Origin of the sequence: Sedimenticola selenatireducens (assembly GCF_963675335.2) — a bacterium.
In the GTDB taxonomy this organism is placed as follows: Bacteria; Pseudomonadota; Gammaproteobacteria; order Chromatiales; family Chromatiaceae; genus Sedimenticola; species Sedimenticola selenatireducens.
The window spans coordinates 704,731-724,287 of record NZ_CAXXYC010000004.1 but is presented as its reverse complement, the minus strand read 5'-3'; the positions used below and the strand labels follow the sequence as shown (position 1 = coordinate 724,287).

Sequence of the window (19,557 nt, the reverse complement as noted above, 5' to 3'; positions counted from 1 at the left end):
GTGTAAACTAGTGCATATTGTATCTTTGTCAATTGGTTTTTTGGGAAAACGGAGCATTTAATGCTAACCCACGAGAAAATAGAGCAATTCAGGCAGATCTTGGGCGTATCGAGGCGACAGTTGGCGATACGGGCAGAGGTAAGCGCTACCCCTGTCAACGATTACCTCAATGGCTCACCGTACCGGATCAGCGCCAGCCGAATACAGCGGCTGCTTGAAATATTGAAGCTGGATGAATTCGGGGATCCGACCGTCGGGAGTATGCATTTTTCCTCGCTATCAAGGGAGGCGCTGGATATGCTGAAGACATGGGTGCCGGAACAGCCTGGTAGTTGGCTGTTCAGTGAATTGCAGGTTGTCGGCCAATCTCCTAGTGAGATCAAAGGGCGCTTCTGGGTGCTAAGAAATGTGCGCGATGTGACCCTCGTATTTAGTCCGGATTTTGAGGTGCGCCAGGCCTATTCCGGGGCGCAGGGTCTGGATCGCCTGGCGGAAGAACTGAAAGCACAGCGGCTTCCGATTATTCAGTTGCGGGGGGCGCTCAATAACTTCAAAACGGGGGAGGGTGATGTGGGTTGGGAGATCCGCCGGGCCCTTGATGCTGTCGACCCTACCCCCTCATGGCAGGATGTATTATGTCTGGCGATCGATCGGTTTGAAACGCCGGAGGACGCGATGAAAGCACTACGTAGTGGCCATGGGCAATATAATGAAAAAGGTGGGTAAGCAAAAGGCGCTGTTCATTGCCAAAAAGGTTAAGACCAGCCTGGTATTTAATATGGCCAAGCTGGAGGGCAATCCCTATACGTTTCCCGAGGTCCAGACGTTGCTCGATGGCATTACCGTTGGTGGGCATAAACTCAGCGACCAAGACCAGGTGTTACGAATTTCAGCTGGCTGGGACCGATTGATACAACTGGTCGAGAAAGAGTCCTTTTCTCTCGACAAGCAGACGGCTATCGAGATTAACGCATTGGTTGCCAGAGGCGAGGCACTGTCTGTGGGGACGTTCAGGGATGGCATGGTGTCGATTTCAGGCACAAATCACCGCCCTCCTTCTCCCGATAAGCTGGAAATGATCTTCGATCAGCTGGTAGATGTGACAGAAAAAGACCCTATGCCCACGGCGGCATTCCGACTTTTCCTTCGGTGTTCAGCTAACCAATTCTTCTGGGATGGCAACAGAAGGACTGCTCAGCTATTGATGAACGGATTGCTCGTGAGCCATGAGTACATGCCGGTGAGTATTCCAGCGCAAGACCAACTGGAATACTACGAGAAAATGATTCGCTTTTATGATACAGGGGATACTGATGAGATGGAGCAGTTTCTATCCCAGTGTATGGCTTGGCCAGAAGGATAATATCCTCAACTGGTTTGCCCATCTGCATACCAACCTGGGCGAGTGCCAGTCTGATGGTGAGATTGCTAGATGATTGTATTCTTGGATTTCGATGGTGTGGTGCACCCACGGATTGGCTCGCCGGCCTTTCTGCCTCGATGTATGGAGGCACTCGCTATGGCACTACGTGATTTCGAGATTGAAATTGTAGTGAGTTCGTCCTGGCGCCAGACCAACCACCTCCTGGAGCTGGAGGCTTTCCTGGCCCCATTGGGTAAGCCGGTAGTGGGGGTTACGCCAATGAATGGCCCCACTCTCCACTGCCGATACAATGAGATCCTGCTCTTCCTGAAAAGAGCAGGACGCAGAAATGAGTCGTGGCTGGCCATTGATGATGATCCGGGATTGTTTCCGAAAGCTGCACCAGTGTACTTCACCGATCCGCTATCGGGATTCATGGAGAGCGACGTGTTGAAAGTTCGTACTTTGTTGGGCAATTGCATAGGAGGTTCCCGTTGAGCTCCAGTGTTGGTGGCCCTATGTACCCTCGACGGTACTTTGCCCGATTTTTGGCGCGAGATTTGATTTACAACGAGGTTATGGACAAGGTGGTAGCTCAACTGAGTGATATAGCCTGACCGACACCGTGAGATATATTAAGGATTAAACTTCTGCTTTCGACATGGAGCGGACACTCAGCTTGTAGCTGTTAAACAAGGTTGTCGGCTGATAAACTCAGGAATGTTAAGGAATGAGCTTCTATAGGCGGGATGCCGCACTCCAGAATCATCCTTAAACATGGAATATGGACAGAACAATGTGCCGGAATCGTCAATATATTCTACAGCTGTAGATTGTGCCGGATGTGCGGGCTGTATAATCAGCGTTAAATTTCAATACTCACAGACTCTAGGACGAATATGGCAATCCCTAAATATACAGATATTGTTAATCTGATTAAGAAGGGCTCGACGCTTGAGGCACAGGAAAAGATCATGGAGCTTCGTGAAGCATGCTTAGAACTCCAAGAAGAGAATCATGTACTAAAAAGTAAAATATCTAGTCTTGAAAAAGAACTAGAGTTCAAAGCAGATCTCACTTTTGATGGAGTGGCATATTGGTTAAATAAGAAGAAAACAGACGGGCCAATCTGCCAGCCTTGCTATGACTCAAAAGGCTTGTCTGCAAAACTTCATGAGTCAACAGATTTTGCAGGTCAACCAGCATGGTGGTGCACAGTTTGTAAGACAACATTCACCAAATAATATTTAACAAGGCCAAGCACAATCGCGCAATGTAAAAAGCACATTGTACTGGACGGCCTACACTACGTTTCAGCCGCCTGTGTTGGCGGCGTTGGAATTTGGGGAGGCGACTTTGAAGGAACAGTTCGGCTACCAGCTTGAGGGCTATATAGATGCCTCACTGCTTGAACCTGAGTCGATTCCGTTGGTTCGCTACAAGCGCTTCCGTTCTCGGTGGTGGAAGTTCTGGTGACGAGGCCCAGTCCGTCATTCCAGCCGACCTGGCGAGGCAAGCCGCGCCAGTTCTCTTAATACAGACGTTGGTCAGAAGAACATGAATGACCCCGGCAAGCAATCTGCAAATCCATGTGAGGCGATCTTCGATGAGTTTGTTGTTTGGTACGGAGGCGAATTGACTGATTCGTTGTTTGCCCCCAATAGGGACAGGCCGAGTAATGCAGATTATCTTTTTGAGGGTAGAACTGTCGTAGCCGAACTCAAATGCCTTCGAAAGGAGTTTTTCAATGATCCGATCGTAGGCGAAAAAGCGAACAAGCTGATCCAGGGGTGGCTTCGGAAAGGAAAGATCCCGAAAAACCATATGAATGGAAGCAAAGTAACTATCCCTGAATCCCTTGCGCCAAAGATCGTCGATATATTAAAGCCACCTTTGAAGAGCGCCCTAGAAAAAGCGAACCAGCAAATCAAGCGCACAAAAAATACACATGGTGCGCAAGGTGCAAAGGGGTTGTTAATTTTGGTCAATGAGCAAAACAGCGCGTTAACGCCTGATGTCGCTTTTTACATTCTGGCCAACTTGTTGAAAAACCGCTATTCCCAGATCGCATCTTTTATTTACACAGTCCCTACCATGCCAATGCATAACGAAACTCTTGGCAAAGCAGCGAATCTCTGGGTTAGCGGAAACGCGCGTGACGGGGTAGACGGTGTTGAACCAGCGATACTGAGTTCTATTAAACGAGGCTGGGTGCGTTTTCTCGAACAAAAATTCGACTATGAAATTGAGATTCTCGAACCAGCAGATGTGGGTATTCTGAATGAACTCAGTTTTATCCTGTCTTAACGGGCGATTTATGCCCAACAATCGCATACACTCGGACAGCAAAAAGTGCCGCTCCCTCGTAGCTCTGCTTTTTGCTTCCGGTGAAGCGAGGCGTTGAGGCTGTAGAAAAAACCCAAGAAATTGGTCGTGTGTCTAAAGATATGATGGAATTTTATTCGCAAGTGATTTAGAAAGGTAAAAACATTAATTTTAGGATTTTTTCTACAGCTTTGTTGGGCGTAAGAATGGCAGAAGAAACGGACAAGATAGAGTGCATTCATTGTGGAGCGGGTCTGCCCGATGGGCATACCTCCCCTTGTCCTGAGTGTGGACAAAAGGGTCGGCGCATATCTATTGGCATTGCAGAAGAAATTGATGTTGCGGGTCATATCACTTGGGAAAGGCGTCGCGAGTTTTATGAAAAAAAACCACTGGTTCTAGCGACGGCAATAGCAATCACAATAGGAGCCCCCTTTCTTGGTTTATTTCTTATTGGTTGGCCCGGAGTAATCGCAGGTCTTGTTCTAGGCGGCGCCGCTTTCTGGATCGGGCCGGTGGCGGTAATTAAGGTAAGAGAGATCGAGCGTGGCGGATAATGTTCGCCCAACAATGTGCTCGTGTGGGACGATACGACACACCCCACAGCTTAAACGTTAACGTCTGCTTCTGGATGGCAAACGCCCCCTCAATCGGGGGCGTCACCGTCTGCTTTGAAATCAGACCTCGGTGTTTTCCGCCATCTCAAGCGCATCATCAACTTCGATGCCAAGATACTTCACTGTACTTTCCAGCTTGGTATGTCCCAGTAGTAGCTGAACGGCTCTGAGGTTCTTTGTGCGGCGGTAGATCAGTGAGGCTTTGGTTCGTCTCATTGTATGTGTACCGTAGGCTGTCGGATCAAGACCAATTTGAGCCACCCAAGAATCAACAATTCTGGCATATTGCCTGGATGAAATATGAAGTGAATTCCTGATTCTGCTCTTGAACAGATAGTCGTCACTAGAGAGGCTCGCTTGGCTGATCCAGTTGGAAACCGCCTCCCTGGTCTGTTCTGTGATTTCAAACTGGACTGGCTGCTTGGTTTTCTGCTGAAGAATTATGGCCCTTTTTGATACTGTTTCACCATGGGCAACATCTTTGACCTTCAGTTTAATCAGGTCACAACCTCTCAATTTGCTGTCTATGGCCAAGTTAAACAATGCCAGGTCTCTTGTCCGGCGTGCAAGTTCAATCCGAATCCGTATGGCCCAGATCTCTTTCAACTTGAGGGGGCGTTTCTGCCCAATTAGCTTTCCTTTATTCCAGGGTGGACGGTAAGAAGATTGATGGGTGAGTAATTGCATAGCAGTTCCTCCATTGACGTAGCAGGAACTAAAGTATGGCTGATCGTGGAAGGGCGCTAGCCGACATGAAGCGGTCCGTGGGCGAATAGCTGAAACTTCCAGGATAGCTCGTCCCTAGAGAAACTTACTTAGCAAATTTGGCAGTTAGTAAAAAATATCAGATAGAACTTTTTGGTACCGGAATTATAGAGAATGTATGGCGTTTGATAGGTGGAGGCGTTGCTCGATGTCTTACAGTATCCTCTATTACCTTTGGTGGATTGCGGCAGAGATTACCTTGTGTGATCCGTAAAAAATCTCCGAAACTCTTACTCAATGGTTGTGACAAGTCACTCTGTCGGCAGCAATCACTGTACTTAAGACCCTTAGCATCACACCCGCATAACTCATCCGGCTTTGACTCGGTTATACGCTCGTATACATGGGGTACAGCTTGGTGTCCTGGCCAGCGACCAAAGACATTCAGATGTTCATGCCGAAAAGCCCACAAGGTGTATAAATCCAGAAGACTGACAAGGCTATCGCCGATTTTCCACGTCCCAGCCGAGGGATTGAAGGCACATATCGACCCGTCGGGGAAGTTCGTGTGGCGAGGTCCAATCCACTCACAAGATATGGGTGTTGTCCAGAACCCCCAGCTTTTCTGGACAGATACCGGTGAGTAGGGTATGGCTGTCAGGAATGTGGCCTTCTTTCCCAGCCCTGGTAATACCAAGCTTTCTGTTAGCAGCCACATCCCTTCCGCTCGTTGCCAGATTTGGGTCCCGGGATATGCCTCCCGTACGGCACCTATCTCAGATTCGTACTTCGTACGAAAACTTGAGAGGAGGAACTGTGCGGTTGTACCGGACGGCCCGGATCGTCTGGACGCCCCTTGCCGTCTGGTGGCCCTTTCCCGTGATTTGGCTGCGGATCGCTCCGTTCTTTCGTCGACATCGTAAATGTCCTCACCCGGTGATGATGGAACAATGATGGAACCGCCGGGCTTTACAACCCCACCATTGTGAACGCACGGGTATAAGTCACGATCTAGATTTGACCCGATTTCCCGCAGCGTTTTTTTTAGCTCTATCTTCATGATATTTAGTGTTTTTTGTCTCTTGGTGGACAGGGGTCGTTTCCGTAACTATCACTATCTCGGATTTGTCCGTTTGGTCGGTGAATGACAACTTCGACTTTCTCCCTTTGCGCCTGAGGCTTTGCCCTATCTATGGCATCCTGCTGAGTGCGGTGGCGTGTACCTGCACGGCTTGCACCTTCTTTTCTTGTGGCCCATCCCCCCTCCTTGTGGGGGACAATATGGATATCGCGTTTTTTAGTCACAGTCTTAATCCTTTGGGGTCAATTTAATTTTGGTGAAGAACCTATGATGGCAACAAACTAATTCACCGATAGCACGTATTGTATTAATACGTGCTAGACCTGTCAATAGTGCTTGATCATGTTATTTTAATGAATTGCCATGAACGCCTATAATTGGATAATATGTGCGCCTAAAGCATATGAGCATAGAGGTGGATTTTGGAAAGCTTCACATATGAAAAACTGGTAGAAAACTATAATGCTCAACGCGCGGAGCGATTTGCATATATAGATTTTGTTTTAAGATTCCTAGGGGGGTTAAACCGTTCTGACCTTCTAGATTTCTTTGGTATTGGGGAAGCAGCCGCATCAAAAGAAATTGCAGAATATAAGAAATTATCTGCTAACAATGTTGATTATGATCGAGTGCTAAGAAAGAACGTAATCTTACGGGAATCTTTCAAGCCCCTAATAGACATAGATGCTGAGACCGCTTTGGAAATGCTAGCAAGTGGTTTTAACAAAAATAAATTATATAGCCGCCCAATGCTCCCTTATCAAAGGATAGGAGCAACTCCTCATCATTTAAATACTGACTTCGTTAGTAAAGTAACAAGAGCTATATACTCTCAAACGGCAATAAGATGTAACTATATTTCTGGTAATAGCAGGAACCATGGTGAAAGAACTCTTTTACCCACGGCATTTTTCTATGATGGACAATCATGGATGTTTAGAGCCTTTCATAGAGAACCTACAAAAGGAAAAGGTAATTTCAAGTGTTTTGATTTTTCAAGACTAGCAAACGTAAACGAAGCCCCAAATGATGTTGCCAGTCCGCCTGAAACGTTGCCTCAAGATACTGATTGGCAATTGGTTGTACCATTGCAACTAACGTTACATCCTAGTTTATCGTCGAGTAAAGTAGACACCTTAACTCAAGAGTTTGGACTAAATAAGGGCCAAAGAGAGTTTGTTATCACCGAAAAAGCAGTGCTAGTTTACTATCTAAAAAAGCATTGGAAAATTGACGTAAATGACATCCCTAATAGGGAAGGAAATTATAACTTCCACTTGAAAAATAGTGATTCTTTAAAGCATCTGCATTGCATGGAAAATGTCTTTAAATTCCCTTAAGAATAGAGCTAATTAGGCATTTAGTTTAGTGTCGATATCCTATTCAATCTGTCATAGTCCCCTTCATGGCGTCAGTCGACTAAATCATAGTCAACCCGACAGGCCGCTTTTGGATGACAGGCGTCTACGGGAGATTTCGACATGAAGCGGACGTTCATCTTGTATCTGTTCAACAAGGTTGTCGGCTGATAGACTCAGGAATGTTAAGGAATGAGCTTCTATGGGCGGGATGCCTCACTCCAGAATTAGTCCTAAACACGGAAAATAGATAGAACTATGTACCGGAATCATCAATATATTCGTAAGCGATCAATAAACCCCATCTATTTTTTTAGGCGGCCTCTCCTCTATGCTGCGACCTTCAAATTCATGGGGAGAATAGAATGGATAGTGGAGAGAAAGCAGTCTTTTGGAAAGCGCATTTTTCCGATTGGAAACAGAGCGGGCTGACCCAGCAGGCCTACTGCAAACAACATGATCTGAAGTTTTCCACATTCGGTTACTGGCGCAAACGCCTGGCCACACCGGCTGTGGCCGGTAAACTGATTCCTGTTATGTCCAATCGCCATGTTGAGACAATGATTGTGATATCGGTCCGGGGTCTGCGCCTGGAGGTGCCGGTTGGTTCGCTGGAGCAGGTCTTGCCGGTAGTTCAGCGCAACCTGCTGGGGGCACGGTGATGTTGCGCCCATCCGAGTCGGTACAAGTGTACCTGTATGCCGATCCAGTGGATATGCGTAAATCCATTGATGGTCTGTCGGCCTTGGTCGAACGGGAGATGGCGCTATCACCCAATATCCAAGCCCTGTTTGTTTTCTGTAATCGCGGCCGTGATAAGATCAAGATGCTGTGCTGGGAACGTAATGGTTTCATTGTCTGGTACAAGCGCCTGGAACGGCAGCGTTTCAAGTGGCCGTCGATGAACACGGATGCGCCCTTATCACTCAGCGGTCAGGAGTTAAACTGGCTCTTGGATGGTTTTGATATCTGGAACAACAAACCCCATCAACGTGTGTATTTTGACTCGGTAATCTAGGCATTATGCGGTAAAATAACCGCCATGAAAGCTGCTGTTGGAAACCTGCCTGATGATGTTGGCGCACTGAAGAAAATCATTGCTGAGCAGCAGTTAATGCTCAGCAACCAAACGCAGAAAATCAGCCGTAAGGAACGGCGCATTGCCCTGCTTGAAGAGTATATTCGTTTACAGCGCCATCGCCAGTTTGGCACCCGTAGTGAGAAGGTATCGGAACAAGCGGAACTGTTTGATGAGGCCGAGCTGCTGTGTGAGGAAAGCGAGGCGCCTGCTGACGAAGTACCGGCCAGCCAAAGTCGGCCGTCTACCGCCAAGCAAAAGCCGCGTGGACGCAAGCCCCTGCCGTCGGAACTGCCGCGTATCCGCATCGAACATGATCTGCCAGAAGCCGAGAAGACCTGTCCCTGCGGTTGTCAGCGCACCCTTATCGGCGAAGAGGCCAGTGAACAGTTGGATATCATTCCAGCCCAGGTGCGGGTACTGGTCCATGTGCGTAAGAAATACGCCTGTCAGACTTGCGAGGCGGGTGTGCAACTTGCGCCGTTGCCGCCACAGCCGATTCCTAAGAGCAATGCCAGCGCCGGTCTGTTAGCCCATGTGGCGATTGCCAAGTATCAAGATGCTTTGCCACTGTATCGTCAGGAGCAGATCCTGCAACGGAGTGGTATTACGTTAGGGCGCAATACCCTGGCTGGCTGGATGCTTAAATGCGGCACCTTAGTCCAACCGCTGCTGAATCTGCTCAACGATCAACTGCTGTCAGGGCCGATCATCCATTGTGATGAGACCCCGGTACAAGTACTCAAGGAAGAAGGCCGATTACCCCAGAGCAAATCCTACATGTGGGTGCGTGTCAGTGGCCCGCCAGATAAGAAGATCGTGCTTTATGACTATGCCTCAAGCCGCAGCGGAAGCGTTGCCGAACAACTCCTGGATGGCTTTGAAGGTTATCTGCAAACCGATGACTATGCCGGTTATCACGCGCTAGGCAAAACCCAGGGCATCACGCCATTGGGCTGCTGGGCACATGCACGTCGGAAGTTTATCGAGGCACAGAAGGCAGCGGCACCCCAGGGCAAAAAGCCCAAGGCGGGCAAGGCGGATATGGCGTTAAGCCATATCAGTAAACTTTATGATATCGAACGCCGCATCAAGGACGAGCCACCGAAAGTACGTCAACAGGTTCGCCAGCAGGAGAGCGTGGCGGTGCTTGAGCAGCTCCGCGTCTGGCTGGATAAGACCTTGCATCATGTACTGCCGAAAGGTGCTCTGGGAAAAGCCCTGGGCTATCTGGACAAGAACTGGGACAAGCTGACCGTTTATACCAAAGATGGTCGTCTGTCGATCGATAACAATGTCGCTGAGAACGCGATCCGCCCCTTTGTCATTGGCAGAAAAAACTGGCTATTCAGTGACACAGACCGAGGTGCCAAGGCCAGTGCGGCGCTTTACAGCCTGATCGAAACTGCGAAGACCAATGGACAGGAACCTTATGGTTATCTGAAACGGATTTTTAAAGAGCTGCCTGCGACACAAAGCCTGGATGAGATCGAAGCGCTGTTACCGTGGAACTTGAATGGTGACAGCTTAGTGAGGACGTGATTCTGCTGCAAGACGGGGTTTAATGACCGCTTACTTTAGTTTAGTGTCGATATCCTATTCAATCTGTCATAGTCCCCTTCATGGCGTCAGTCGACTAAATCATAGTCAACCCGACAGGCCGCTTTTGGATGACAGGCGTCTACGGGAGATTTCGACATGAAGCGGACGTTCATCTTGTATCTGTTCAACAAGGTTGTCGGCTGATAGACTCAGGAATGTTAAGGAATGAGCTTCTATGGGCGGGATGCCTCACTCCAGAATTAGTCCTAAACACGGAAAATAGATAGAACTATGTACCGGAATCATCAATATATTCTACGGCTGGGTATTGCGCTAAATGTACGGGCTGTATAACCAGCGCTAGTACTGTACTAATAAACAACCGCTTTACATTAATAAACAAATATGCCGAGTTTTCAATGATCGAAGTATTTATAAGCTATAGCCACATGGACCGCGCGTTCAAAACGAGGCTGGAAGTCGGTCTTTCGCAACTCGAACGCCAAGGCCAAATTAAATCATGGACCGATGGCCAGATCATTCCAGGCCAGGAATGGGCAGCGGAGATATCCGGGGCGCTAGAACGGGCCCACATTGTTGTATTTCTGGTCAGCCCAGATTTTTTGGCATCTGACTATTGTATTGAAAAAGAATTAGAGGCAGCAATTCGCCGCCACGATGTAGATACAACCATCGTTATCCCAATTGTGATTAGGCCATGTGACTGGCAGACAACGTTCTTGGGTAATCTGCAAGCACTTCCAGATCAGGCGATTCCTGTCAGCAGGTGGGATGATGCCGACGACGCGTGGCTAAGCGTCATTGAAGGAATGAAGAAGGTTCTCAGTGATCGCCAAGAACGACTGAAGATTGAAGCTCAGTCGTCGTTACCTGTTGTGGCCCAAGAAATAGCGAAACCATTCAAGAAATGGCTAACCGAGTCCGAAGTGGAGCTAGCGCATCGAAACAAAGATGTCGTCAGCCTCCAAGATATTTTTGTGTATCAAGATTTGCGGTTACTGGACATTGAGTCTGACGAAATTGCTTTAACCGTCAGCGCATCCGAGCCAAGTGTCACTCGCGGCTGGGCCTTGATATTCGGCGACGAACAAACCGGGAAGACATCATTGGCTAAGATGATGTTTCTGAGGCTAGTGAATGATGGCCAGACCCCTTTGTTGATAACGGGCGAGGATGTTAAGGGTACGGATATCGAAAAAATCGCGAAATCCGGGCTGCGGCAGCAGTACGATAATTTTGATTTCGCGAATTACCGAGCCATGAATGGAAAATCCCTAATCATCGATGATTACGAGAAGACAAGGCTAAATAGAAAGCACCAGATCACATTCATTGAAGTTGCAAAGCGGTTTTTTGATTGTATCGTCATTATTGCAGACACATCATTTCAGTATATCGTTCCGGATATACCGTCGCTTGATGGCTTTGCCCACTATGAATTGATGCTATTTGGCAATGTGAAACGATATGAACTCACGAAGAAATGGGTAGAGCTTGGGGTCGAGAATGAAATCAAGGAGGATCAATTGTATCAAGGCATTGATGCATTGAAACGCCATGCCGACACCTTGGTTAGAAACAATATAGTACCTTCGAAGCCAATCTATCTATTGACGATCCTCCAAACGTTTGAATCATATTCTCCGTTAGGGGTTGAGCTAACGTCTTATGGACATTGTTATCAGTACCTCATATATCGAGCGCTGGAAAAGACACGGATAAGTCACAACGAAATTGAAGTTTATATCAATTTTCTGACGGAACTCGCTGGCTATGCATTTGTGAAAAAGGTACTTGCCGTTGACAAAGGTGGGCTTGAAGAATTTGCAAGGGAATACAATGCGCGATACATCTCGATAGACAAGGACATCGTAGTGCGTAACTTGGTTCTAGCGGGAATTCTATTCAATAGCACCGAAGGGCTGCGATTTAAGTACAAGTATATTTACTATTTCTATGCTGCCAAATATTTATCGGAGAATCTGTATCGATCCGATGATATTAGACCTAAGATTCAAGAACTGATTGCAGAGTTACATCGTGAAGATAGTGCAAACATAATTATATTTATTACTCACCACTCGAAGGATGCATGGATTATCGATGAACTGCAACTTGCCATGATGGAGCTTTTTGATGGTCACGGCGAGGCTACCCTAACCAGTGATGATTTGCATTTCATGAAGGAATTTATTGACGAAATACCTAAGCTAATTTTAGAGCAGCGCGACGTGGAGAGCGAACGCAGAAAGGATAATTTGTTAAAGGATGAAGCGGAGAATACTGAAAGAGAGATCGAAAAGAAATCGAGCGAATTAGAGCCTACAGCTCTACTGGCTCAAATCAACAAAGCATTTAAGGGAATGGAGATTATTGGACAAATCTTACGTAATAGGCACGGCTCACTACCCCGAAATACGTTAGTAGCGCTCACAGAACAGGCATATGATGTAGGCCTCCGTTTTCTACAGTTCTTTCTTTCCGCATCGAGTACCGCAAAGGACGAGATCGTAGACAATATCAAACATCACTTGCTCGAAAATCCAAACATAGATAATGAGAGTCTGGAAAAAGAGGCGCGCAATTTATTCCTATTGATGACGTATGGAGTCATTTTTGGGGTTATTAGAAAAATCGGATTTTCAGTTGGAACAAAAGAATTAGATGAGGTCTATGTATCAATTGAGGGGCAAAAAGAAACTCCTGCTGTTTCGTTAATTAACCAAACGATACAACTGCAGTTCATGAAAAATCTCGACATCACGACAATTGGGAATTTATATTCTAGATTAAAAGATAATCCGGCTTGCGGCCGTGTCTTAAAAGAAATCGTCATTCAATATGTCTACATGCATCATGTAGGATACAAAGAAAAACAGCAGTTGACGGCGGCAATAGGGTTACCAATAAACACCCAATTGCACTTAGAGAGGCATTCTGCGCTAAAAGGATGAAAGAAATGCTAACAATTGGCTACGCAACGACAAACTCCGCGTGTGAGCCGTGGCGTTATGCGTAAAAACGGAAGACCAAGATGGATCTCATAAACCCAATAATCGAAATACTCTCCTCAGAAAAGCCAAATCTGACAGATGCGCTTATTAAGACTAAAGTACTTTTACACAAACTGGGTGAAAAACAACTGATTGAATGGGTAAATCACGAGTTAGATGGATATGGTGGTGTAAAAGATCTTCCCGATTACCGAGTCGTTGGCTCAATAGTCAAAGCCAACATCATGAATGCTGCATACAGTGCCAATGAAGTCGATGTTCCCGTGTATCACTTGGAAGATGATATCCGGGATTCTCTGGAACGCTCGGAATTCAGGCAGGGAATATCTGCAATTGAAGATCTTGCCAATTCTGAGGGGGATTCAGTCCAGCGTCCGATATCACATGCGCTCTATGGGCTCTTAAGCGTAAAATTCGCCAGTGGCTATAAGGTTCAAAGCGCGTGGTGTGAGATTCCTAAGTACACACTTATCCAAATCCTTACCCAGGTACGCTCTCGTCTTCTTGATTTCTTACTCGAACTCTCTGAGAAAATACCAAACACACCTAAACATAGAGCTAAGTAAGAACGATTAGTCGAAATCGTCAATATATTCTCGGCTGTAGAATCAGCTGTTAAGTGCTACAGGAGATCTCATGCTTTCAAAGCCTGCATTACAGATTCTGGAATATTTGATCAGACATATAGAAAGCGGAAAAGTTAGAGTTGAGCAGCCTCAAACATACGTTTCATATTCTGAGGTTCACAACGCTCTGGGTTTCGATTTGATAGCTAAAACAGTAGGCAAGAGTCTGGATCGGCACGGTATGGGAGAGCTCGCGAAATGGATTAAAGGCACCGATCTACCAGCGATTACGGGTTTGATAATATCAAAATCGGATCAAGATGAACGCAAATATCATCCCGGTTCTGGATACTTTGATATGTATGAAAGACCGGATTTCGATTATGGATGGTGGCAAGACCAAATACGACTTTCCCTGAGCAAAAATTGGCGGAAACTACTTTCATCTTTGAGTATAGAAATTAACTATCCTGACGATATTCCAGACGACACTCTGGTTGAGGGTGCGAAAAAAGTAGTGGTCGTTAATGCCTATGAAAGGAATCGTGAAGCACGACAGAAATGTATTGAGCATTGGGGCTGCGATTGCCAAGCATGTGGGGTTAATTTTTCTGAGAAATATGGCGAAGATATCGGCGCAGGCTTTATACATGTACATCATGTCAAGCCTCTTGCAGAGATAGGAGACGAATACGAGGTTGATCCTATATCTGATCTAATTCCATTGTGCCCAAATTGTCATGCCATGGTGCATAGATCTGACCCTGTCATGGAAGTAACTGAACTCAAATCGAGGCTGGCACTTAACAAGGTAATGTAGCAGAAAAACCTACGCGCCGCTGTATGCGCATGTCGCTTCGCGCCATTTTATGCGCAAACAGCTCTGCTTCAGTTTTCCGCTAATCACGAGTAAAGGGGACGGATCCTGAGGTATCCCCACAAAATTTAGCCGCACAGTATCGACTCCATGTAAGGCTTTATCGTATTTATCGAAGACATCACTGTCTTCTCAGGCAAGCGGAATTTCTTCTGTGTAATCAACAGGCGCGCCAGAAATACAACAGAATAAGGCTCACGCCTGCTGGATGAATTCACTCTGACTCGCTTTGCTAGAACAGTTTGTCTTCCAGCTACGCCAATACACCAAAGAATAAATGTAGCCAATGTAGTCAGCAAACACAAAACAGATCGTCTTTTGTCATTCATTCGTCTGTTTTGAGATTGACCTAATCCGTAATGGTTGGCTTTACAGTCCCGAAAGCCTTCTTCGATTTGCATCCTTGTACAATAGATCTTAACAATCTGTTCGGGTGTGCGGCCTCGCAATGATAATGAGGCAACCAGCAGCCAAGGCTCTTTTTCTCGTTTGACATGCACATTATTCCTTTTGGACCGGCGCTTCTTTCCATCATAAGTAAGTGCCGTACGTTTTTTCTTTGATTGTCGGAGCAATACAGCAAAGGCGGTTAATGGATTGTTTTTCACCCATTGAATATTGCCCAGTTGTTTGGCCTTTGTCGTTGCTTTCTGATACGCCGATTTAGCGCTCAACCATTGGCCTGTCTCATTGCTTGTTCGAATAAAATCACGTCCCCGAATACGCCCAACCCAATGCCATCCCAGTGTGCTCTCAACATATCGGTAGAACGGTGTTCTAAATCCTGAGTCGGCAACAATGATAGGACGGCATGGCGCAGGAATTATCGTTGCCAGCCGATCCAAAAATAGATGCTGAATGTTACGGTTGCCAAGTTTTGATTGGGGATGGACTTCTTCATAAAGCGTAATGGCTCTACCTCCCACCGGGAGTGCGGCACGCAGTAGCTGCCAACTTTGGTCGGCGCACAGTGGAGACCAGTCAATCGCTATAATGGGTACCGGCAACCCTTTAACTAAACGCCTGGCAACGGCCGCATAGATGGCATGGCGTTCATGAAAAAGATGTGGGTTCGATAACAGACGATCTATCCGTTTAATCTTGTGCTTATCGTAGGCGTCCCCAGCAACGTGGCGACCCAGTGAAGTGACTGTGGCTGTCGCACCCTGGGATAGGGCATGGACTGCGGCCGTGATTGCGTTAAGGCGTTTTGCATGAACGGGAACTGACTGCGCCAGAAGCTTGTATAATATCGAAAGCGTGTGCATCGGATCCCCCGAAAAGTGATGAGTTCGGAGGAAAAAATCCGTTGCACACGCTCTTTTAGGTGAACTATACCCCTTAACTTACTGAATTAAAGCGCTATTTTGTGGGGATACCTCAGGGACGGATCTATTTTCTACGGGAAGACGTGTATTGGAGTAAACGTCCGCTCTTGGATGAATCTCGCCTGTACGGTGGACGGGCAATTGCTGTTAAGGGTTCATCGGATGCCTGGCCTCAGCTATAGAACTGCGGGTACTCACCGAGGTTCAGTGGGCAGGCGTCGGATAAGCCCCGAGGGAGGAAACCGCGGGATGCTTCACGGTGGTCTGGGTAGACCACATGGCTATGGGGATTTGAATCGTCGCTTGGTGGCATGCGGTGACGACACGGTCCGTGATGCAGGCGAAGCCATCGCCCAGGTAGTCAGCAGCATGCCGGACAGACCAAACTTCTTGCTCGCGTCGCACGCAAAAATGCAGGTCTCGATGGCAAAGCACAAAAGCGGCCCGTATCGGCACCGGCCGATAACGATAGGGATAACAAACGCGGAGGGCGCCGGTGCTCATGCTGCGCCTCGTAGCCCGGGTGGTGCACGGATCATTTGGCCATGCGCCAAAGTCTCGACGATGACCATCGGTGCCCCGCAGTCCGGGCAGACGTAGGTCGGCTGCCCGAACTCAGACATTGCATCACTGGTGCTCACCGCATCATCGGGATCAGGCGGTACATGCAGCAGTTCACGTGCACGTGCCAGGTTTTCGCGACGCCCGGCATTGGCGATCAAGCCATAGTGTCGGATACGGTGAAAGCCAGGTGGCAGCACATGCAGCAGGAAGCGGCGCATGAATTCCCCGGCGTCGAGCGTCATGGTCTTGTGCCTGGTCTTGCCCTTGGCGCGGTAGTCCTTCCATTTGAAGGTGATACCCCGGTCATCCAGGGCGATGAGCCGGCTGTTGGCGATGGCCACCCGATGGGTATAGCGGGCCAGATAGGCGAGTACGGCCGCCGGTCCGGCAAATGGGCGCTTGGCATAGACCACCCATTCACATTTCCGTAGTGGAGCGAGCCAGTCGGCGAAGGCTTCGGCATCTGCCAGAGCGGCATCGTCACCGAAGAATTTCAGCTGGCCGGCAGCATGGGCCTGGGCGAGCGCTTCGAGGAAACGTCGTCGAAACAGCCGCGAGAGTACCCGCACCGGCAGAAAGAAACCCCGCCGGCAGGCGATCCAGCGTTGCCCGTCAGGTGAAAGGCCACCGCCGGGGACGATGCCATGCACATGCGGGTGATGAATCAGCGCCGATCCCCAAGTGTGCAGGACCAAGGTCAGCCCGATCTGTGCACCAAGATGCCGCGGGTCAGTGGCAATGGTTCGCAGGGTCTCGGCTGCGACCTGAAACAGCAGACCGTAGATCAGCGCCTTGTTGGTATAGGCGATGGCACTGATCGGGGCCGGCAGGGTAAAGACGACGTGGTAGTACTCAATCGGCAGCAGGTCGACCTGACGGGCCTCGAGCCAGCGTCGGGCGGCACTGGCCTGGCACTTCGGGCAATGCCGGTTGCGGCAGGAGTTGTAGGCGATCTGGGTGTGGTCACAGGCGGGGCAATGCAGCACATGGCCACCCAGTGCCGCGCTGCGGCACTGCTCAATCGCCGACATGACTTTGAGCTGGCCCAGGCTCAAGTGGCCGCGCTGGGTCTGCCGCCAGGCCGGACCGTGTGCGCGGAAGATATCCGCGACCTCCAAGGCGGGGCGTGCCACGGGCACTCCCTACGAGGGTGAGGTTGTCTCCAAAGGACTGATCACCTCGCGCAGGACCTCGGTCGCCACTTGGGCATACAGCGCGGTGGTCTCGAGCTTCTTGTGCCCGAGTAGCACCTGGATCACGCGGATATCCACCTTCTGCTCGAGCAGGTGGGTCGCAAAGCTGTGGCGCAGGGTGTGCATCGAGACGCGTTTGTCGATCTCGGCCGCGGTCGCCGCGGCATGCACGGCACGGTTGAGCTGACGGGCACTGAGTGGATTGATCGGATTCTGGCCCGGAAACAGCCAGCCTCCCTCAAGCATCTTGCCCTGGGCATGGGCGACCCGCCACCAGGTACGCAGACGCTCGAGCAACACGGGTGAGAGCATCGCGTAGCGATCCTTGCGGCCTTTGCCCCGCTCGACGCGCAGTACCATGCGCTCGCCGTCAATGTCACCGACCTTGAGTCCGACCACCTCACTGGCGCGCAGGCCAGCACCATAGGCTACCGACAGCGCGGCCTGGTACTTGAGGTTTCCGGCCGAGGCGATCAGGCGTGCCGCTTCATTCCGGCTCAGCACCACCGGCAATGTGCGTGGCACGCGCACGGAACGCATCCTGGTCATCCGCTGCGCCTGGTCGAGCGTGACCTCAAAGAAGAACTTGAGCCCGGTGATCGTCGCATTCAACGAGACCGGCGAGATGCCGTGATCGACCAGGTACAGCTGGAAGCGGCGCAGGTCTTCGGCCGTAGCGGTATCGGGTGCGCGGTCGAGAAAACCCGCCAACCGTTTCACCGCGCGGATGTAGCCGGTCTGCGTCTTGGGTGAGAGTTTGCGCAACCGCATATCGTCGATCATGCGCTGGCGTAACGGGCTGATAGCTTGAGTCGATTGGGTCATCGCTCTGCTCCTGTCTCAGAACGAGGCGGATTGCCTCATTCTTCAACATAGAAAACAGAGCCGCGGGCTCAGCAAATCGACACGGCCGAATCGGAGTGCCAACTACCGCGGTAGCGGTTTAGTCCCCCGACATGAAGCGGACGTTCATCTTGTGGCTGTTCAATAAGGTTGTCGGCTGATAGACTCAGGAATGTTAAGGAACGAGCTTCTATTGGCGGTATGCCTCACTCCATTGTTATTCCCTATCATGGAACATGGGTAGAACTAAGTGTCGGGATCGTCAATTTATTCTACAGCTGTATTTTGCGCCTGATGTGCCGACTGTATACACAGCGTTATATTCAAAAATAAAAGAATATGGAAACTGATATATACCAATCACAAAAAGTTCACGGGGCATACTTGTTTGTACCTTCTGGAAGCTCTATTGCCCTATTACCAAATGAGCTAACACATAAACTCGGGAAGCTGCAATATTTTAAAACAATAACCATTAACCATGGTATGAAACTTATCGCTGCTGACGCAGACGAGGTAATCGCAAATATTCAGAAGAACGGTTATCACCTTCAAGGGGCATCTGTAACAACGAAAGCCAAGGAAAGCGATGTTTCCGAGGTTGGTGCCGCCGTTGGGGGTGGTATTCTCGCGGCTAGCTTAGGTTTGGGCCCGGTTGGGGCAGTCGCCGGAGCGTTAATTGGAGCATGGTTAGCAAATCATTCTAAAGCCGGAGGTGGTAAATGAACCTCTTTGGCTACAATTTAACCATCAATGCCATTTCTGTTACTTTGGTGCTGATTTGTGTTCTAGCTCTTTTGGCGATGCACAAGGTTAAGGGGAAAAAAACCTCAATCGAAGATTTTTTTGTATCTGGTTTTGCTGCCGCCTCAATTCCAACTGGCTGTACTCTCATATATTGCGCTTACGATCCGTCGAAAATTTCATTACTTTCGGATGTAACTATGCAGATAGCACTTGTAGGTGCTGGGGTTATATTTATTTCATACAAAACAATCCGAGAGAGAATATGACCATGGACTTCACAGGATTCACTCGCTATCGCTCGCTCTCCTGTTATCCCAGCCGTTGGTTGTATAGAA

At 48.7% G+C, this 19,557-nt stretch carries 20 protein-coding genes; 15 read left to right on the top strand and 5 right to left on the bottom strand.

The features are described from left to right. Window positions 1–60: 60 nt before the first annotated feature. The 6 genes from ACHZBF_RS14485 (at window position 61) to ACHZBF_RS14460 (ending at window position 4,245) form a co-directional block, all read left to right on the top strand. Window positions 61–726: a helix-turn-helix domain-containing protein gene (locus ACHZBF_RS14485; protein ID WP_321528849.1), complete on the top strand. Its 666-nt coding sequence runs from the start codon at window positions 61–63 to the stop codon at window positions 724–726. Beyond that, on the top strand, window positions 710–1,363 hold the full coding sequence (locus ACHZBF_RS14480; protein ID WP_321528848.1) for a Fic family protein: 654 nt from the start codon (window positions 710–712) through the stop codon (window positions 1,361–1,363). The genes ACHZBF_RS14485 and ACHZBF_RS14480 overlap by 17 nt, the downstream gene beginning before the upstream one ends. A 69-nt stretch (window positions 1,364–1,432) precedes the next feature. Beyond that, window positions 1,433–1,861 (top strand): HAD domain-containing protein, encoded by a 429-nt coding sequence (locus ACHZBF_RS14475; RefSeq protein WP_321528847.1) that lies wholly within the window; start codon window positions 1,433–1,435, stop codon window positions 1,859–1,861. A 401-nt stretch (window positions 1,862–2,262) separates the two neighbouring features. Then, the gene (locus tag ACHZBF_RS14470; RefSeq protein ID WP_321528846.1) at window positions 2,263–2,607 is read left to right on the top strand and encodes a hypothetical protein; all 345 of its coding nucleotides are present in this window, start codon (window positions 2,263–2,265) and stop codon (window positions 2,605–2,607) included. Window positions 2,608–2,920: 313 nt separating this feature from the next. After that, window positions 2,921–3,670: a hypothetical protein gene (locus ACHZBF_RS14465; protein ID WP_321528845.1), complete on the top strand. Its 750-nt coding sequence runs from the start codon at window positions 2,921–2,923 to the stop codon at window positions 3,668–3,670. A gap of 224 nt (window positions 3,671–3,894) precedes the next feature. After that, window positions 3,895–4,245 carry a hypothetical protein gene (locus ACHZBF_RS14460; protein ID WP_321528844.1) on the top strand — a complete coding sequence of 117 codons (351 nt, stop codon included), beginning with the start codon at window positions 3,895–3,897 and terminating at the stop codon, window positions 4,243–4,245. A 120-nt stretch (window positions 4,246–4,365) separates the two neighbouring features. Here ACHZBF_RS14460 and ACHZBF_RS14455 read toward each other — a convergent pair whose 3' ends face one another. Further along, window positions 4,366–4,992: a tyrosine-type recombinase/integrase gene (locus tag ACHZBF_RS14455; protein WP_321528843.1), complete on the bottom strand. Its 627-nt coding sequence runs from the start codon at window positions 4,990–4,992 to the stop codon at window positions 4,366–4,368. Between the two features lie 1,083 nt (window positions 4,993–6,075). Further along, window positions 6,076–6,315, bottom strand: a complete 240-nt coding sequence (locus ACHZBF_RS14450; RefSeq protein WP_321528842.1) for a DUF2188 domain-containing protein — start codon at window positions 6,313–6,315, stop codon at window positions 6,076–6,078. Between the two features lie 198 nt (window positions 6,316–6,513). On the opposite strand from ACHZBF_RS14450, the gene ACHZBF_RS14445 reads away from it, so the two are divergent. The 7 genes from ACHZBF_RS14445 to ACHZBF_RS14415 all read left to right on the top strand — a co-directional run bounded on the left by ACHZBF_RS14445 (window position 6,514) and on the right by ACHZBF_RS14415 (window position 14,490). Next, complete coding sequence (locus ACHZBF_RS14445) at window positions 6,514–7,431, top strand: WYL domain-containing protein (RefSeq protein ID WP_321528841.1); 918 nt, start codon at window positions 6,514–6,516, stop codon at window positions 7,429–7,431. Window positions 7,432–7,814: 383 nt separating this feature from the next. Then, the gene (gene tnpA / locus ACHZBF_RS14440) at window positions 7,815–8,111 is read left to right on the top strand and encodes an IS66 family insertion sequence element accessory protein TnpA (RefSeq protein ID WP_321528840.1); all 297 of its coding nucleotides are present in this window, start codon (window positions 7,815–7,817) and stop codon (window positions 8,109–8,111) included. After that, window positions 8,111–8,467 (top strand): IS66 family insertion sequence element accessory protein TnpB, encoded by a 357-nt coding sequence (tnpB, locus tag ACHZBF_RS14435; protein ID WP_321528839.1) that lies wholly within the window; start codon window positions 8,111–8,113, stop codon window positions 8,465–8,467. The genes tnpA and tnpB overlap by 1 nt, the downstream gene beginning before the upstream one ends. Before the next feature lie 24 nt (window positions 8,468–8,491). Next, window positions 8,492–10,069 (top strand): IS66 family transposase, encoded by a 1,578-nt coding sequence (gene tnpC, locus ACHZBF_RS14430; RefSeq protein ID WP_321528838.1) that lies wholly within the window; start codon window positions 8,492–8,494, stop codon window positions 10,067–10,069. Between the two features lie 419 nt (window positions 10,070–10,488). Then, window positions 10,489–13,044, top strand: coding sequence for a TIR domain-containing protein (locus ACHZBF_RS14425; protein WP_321528837.1), 2,556 nt, complete (start codon window positions 10,489–10,491; stop codon window positions 13,042–13,044). Window positions 13,045–13,124: 80 nt separating this feature from the next. Next, entirely contained in the window at window positions 13,125–13,670 is a 546-nt protein-coding gene (locus ACHZBF_RS14420; protein WP_321528836.1) for an AbiTii domain-containing protein, read from the top strand. A gap of 70 nt (window positions 13,671–13,740) precedes the next feature. After that, window positions 13,741–14,490: an HNH endonuclease gene (locus tag ACHZBF_RS14415; protein ID WP_321528835.1), complete on the top strand. Its 750-nt coding sequence runs from the start codon at window positions 13,741–13,743 to the stop codon at window positions 14,488–14,490. Between the two features lie 125 nt (window positions 14,491–14,615). Here ACHZBF_RS14415 and ACHZBF_RS14410 read toward each other — a convergent pair whose 3' ends face one another. The 3 genes from ACHZBF_RS14410 to ACHZBF_RS14400 form a co-directional block, all read right to left on the bottom strand. Next, window positions 14,616–15,815, bottom strand: coding sequence for an IS4 family transposase (locus ACHZBF_RS14410; protein ID WP_321528834.1), 1,200 nt, complete (start codon window positions 15,813–15,815; stop codon window positions 14,616–14,618). A gap of 560 nt (window positions 15,816–16,375) precedes the next feature. Continuing rightward, window positions 16,376–17,572 (bottom strand): IS91 family transposase, encoded by a 1,197-nt coding sequence (locus tag ACHZBF_RS14405; RefSeq protein WP_321528833.1) that lies wholly within the window; start codon window positions 17,570–17,572, stop codon window positions 16,376–16,378. A 9-nt stretch (window positions 17,573–17,581) separates the two neighbouring features. Further along, complete coding sequence (locus ACHZBF_RS14400; protein WP_321528832.1) at window positions 17,582–18,457, bottom strand: tyrosine-type recombinase/integrase; 876 nt, start codon at window positions 18,455–18,457, stop codon at window positions 17,582–17,584. Between the two features lie 357 nt (window positions 18,458–18,814). Here ACHZBF_RS14400 and ACHZBF_RS14395 point away from each other — a divergent pair, with 357 nt between their 5' ends. Then, window positions 18,815–19,201 carry a YcgL domain-containing protein gene (locus tag ACHZBF_RS14395; protein ID WP_321528831.1) on the top strand — a complete coding sequence of 129 codons (387 nt, stop codon included), beginning with the start codon at window positions 18,815–18,817 and terminating at the stop codon, window positions 19,199–19,201. Continuing rightward, a complete protein-coding gene (locus tag ACHZBF_RS14390) occupies window positions 19,198–19,488 on the top strand; it encodes a hypothetical protein (protein ID WP_321528830.1) in 291 nt (96 codons plus the stop codon). Before ACHZBF_RS14395 ends, ACHZBF_RS14390 begins: the two co-directional genes overlap by 4 nt. The last annotated feature ends 69 nt before the right edge of the window (window positions 19,489–19,557 follow it).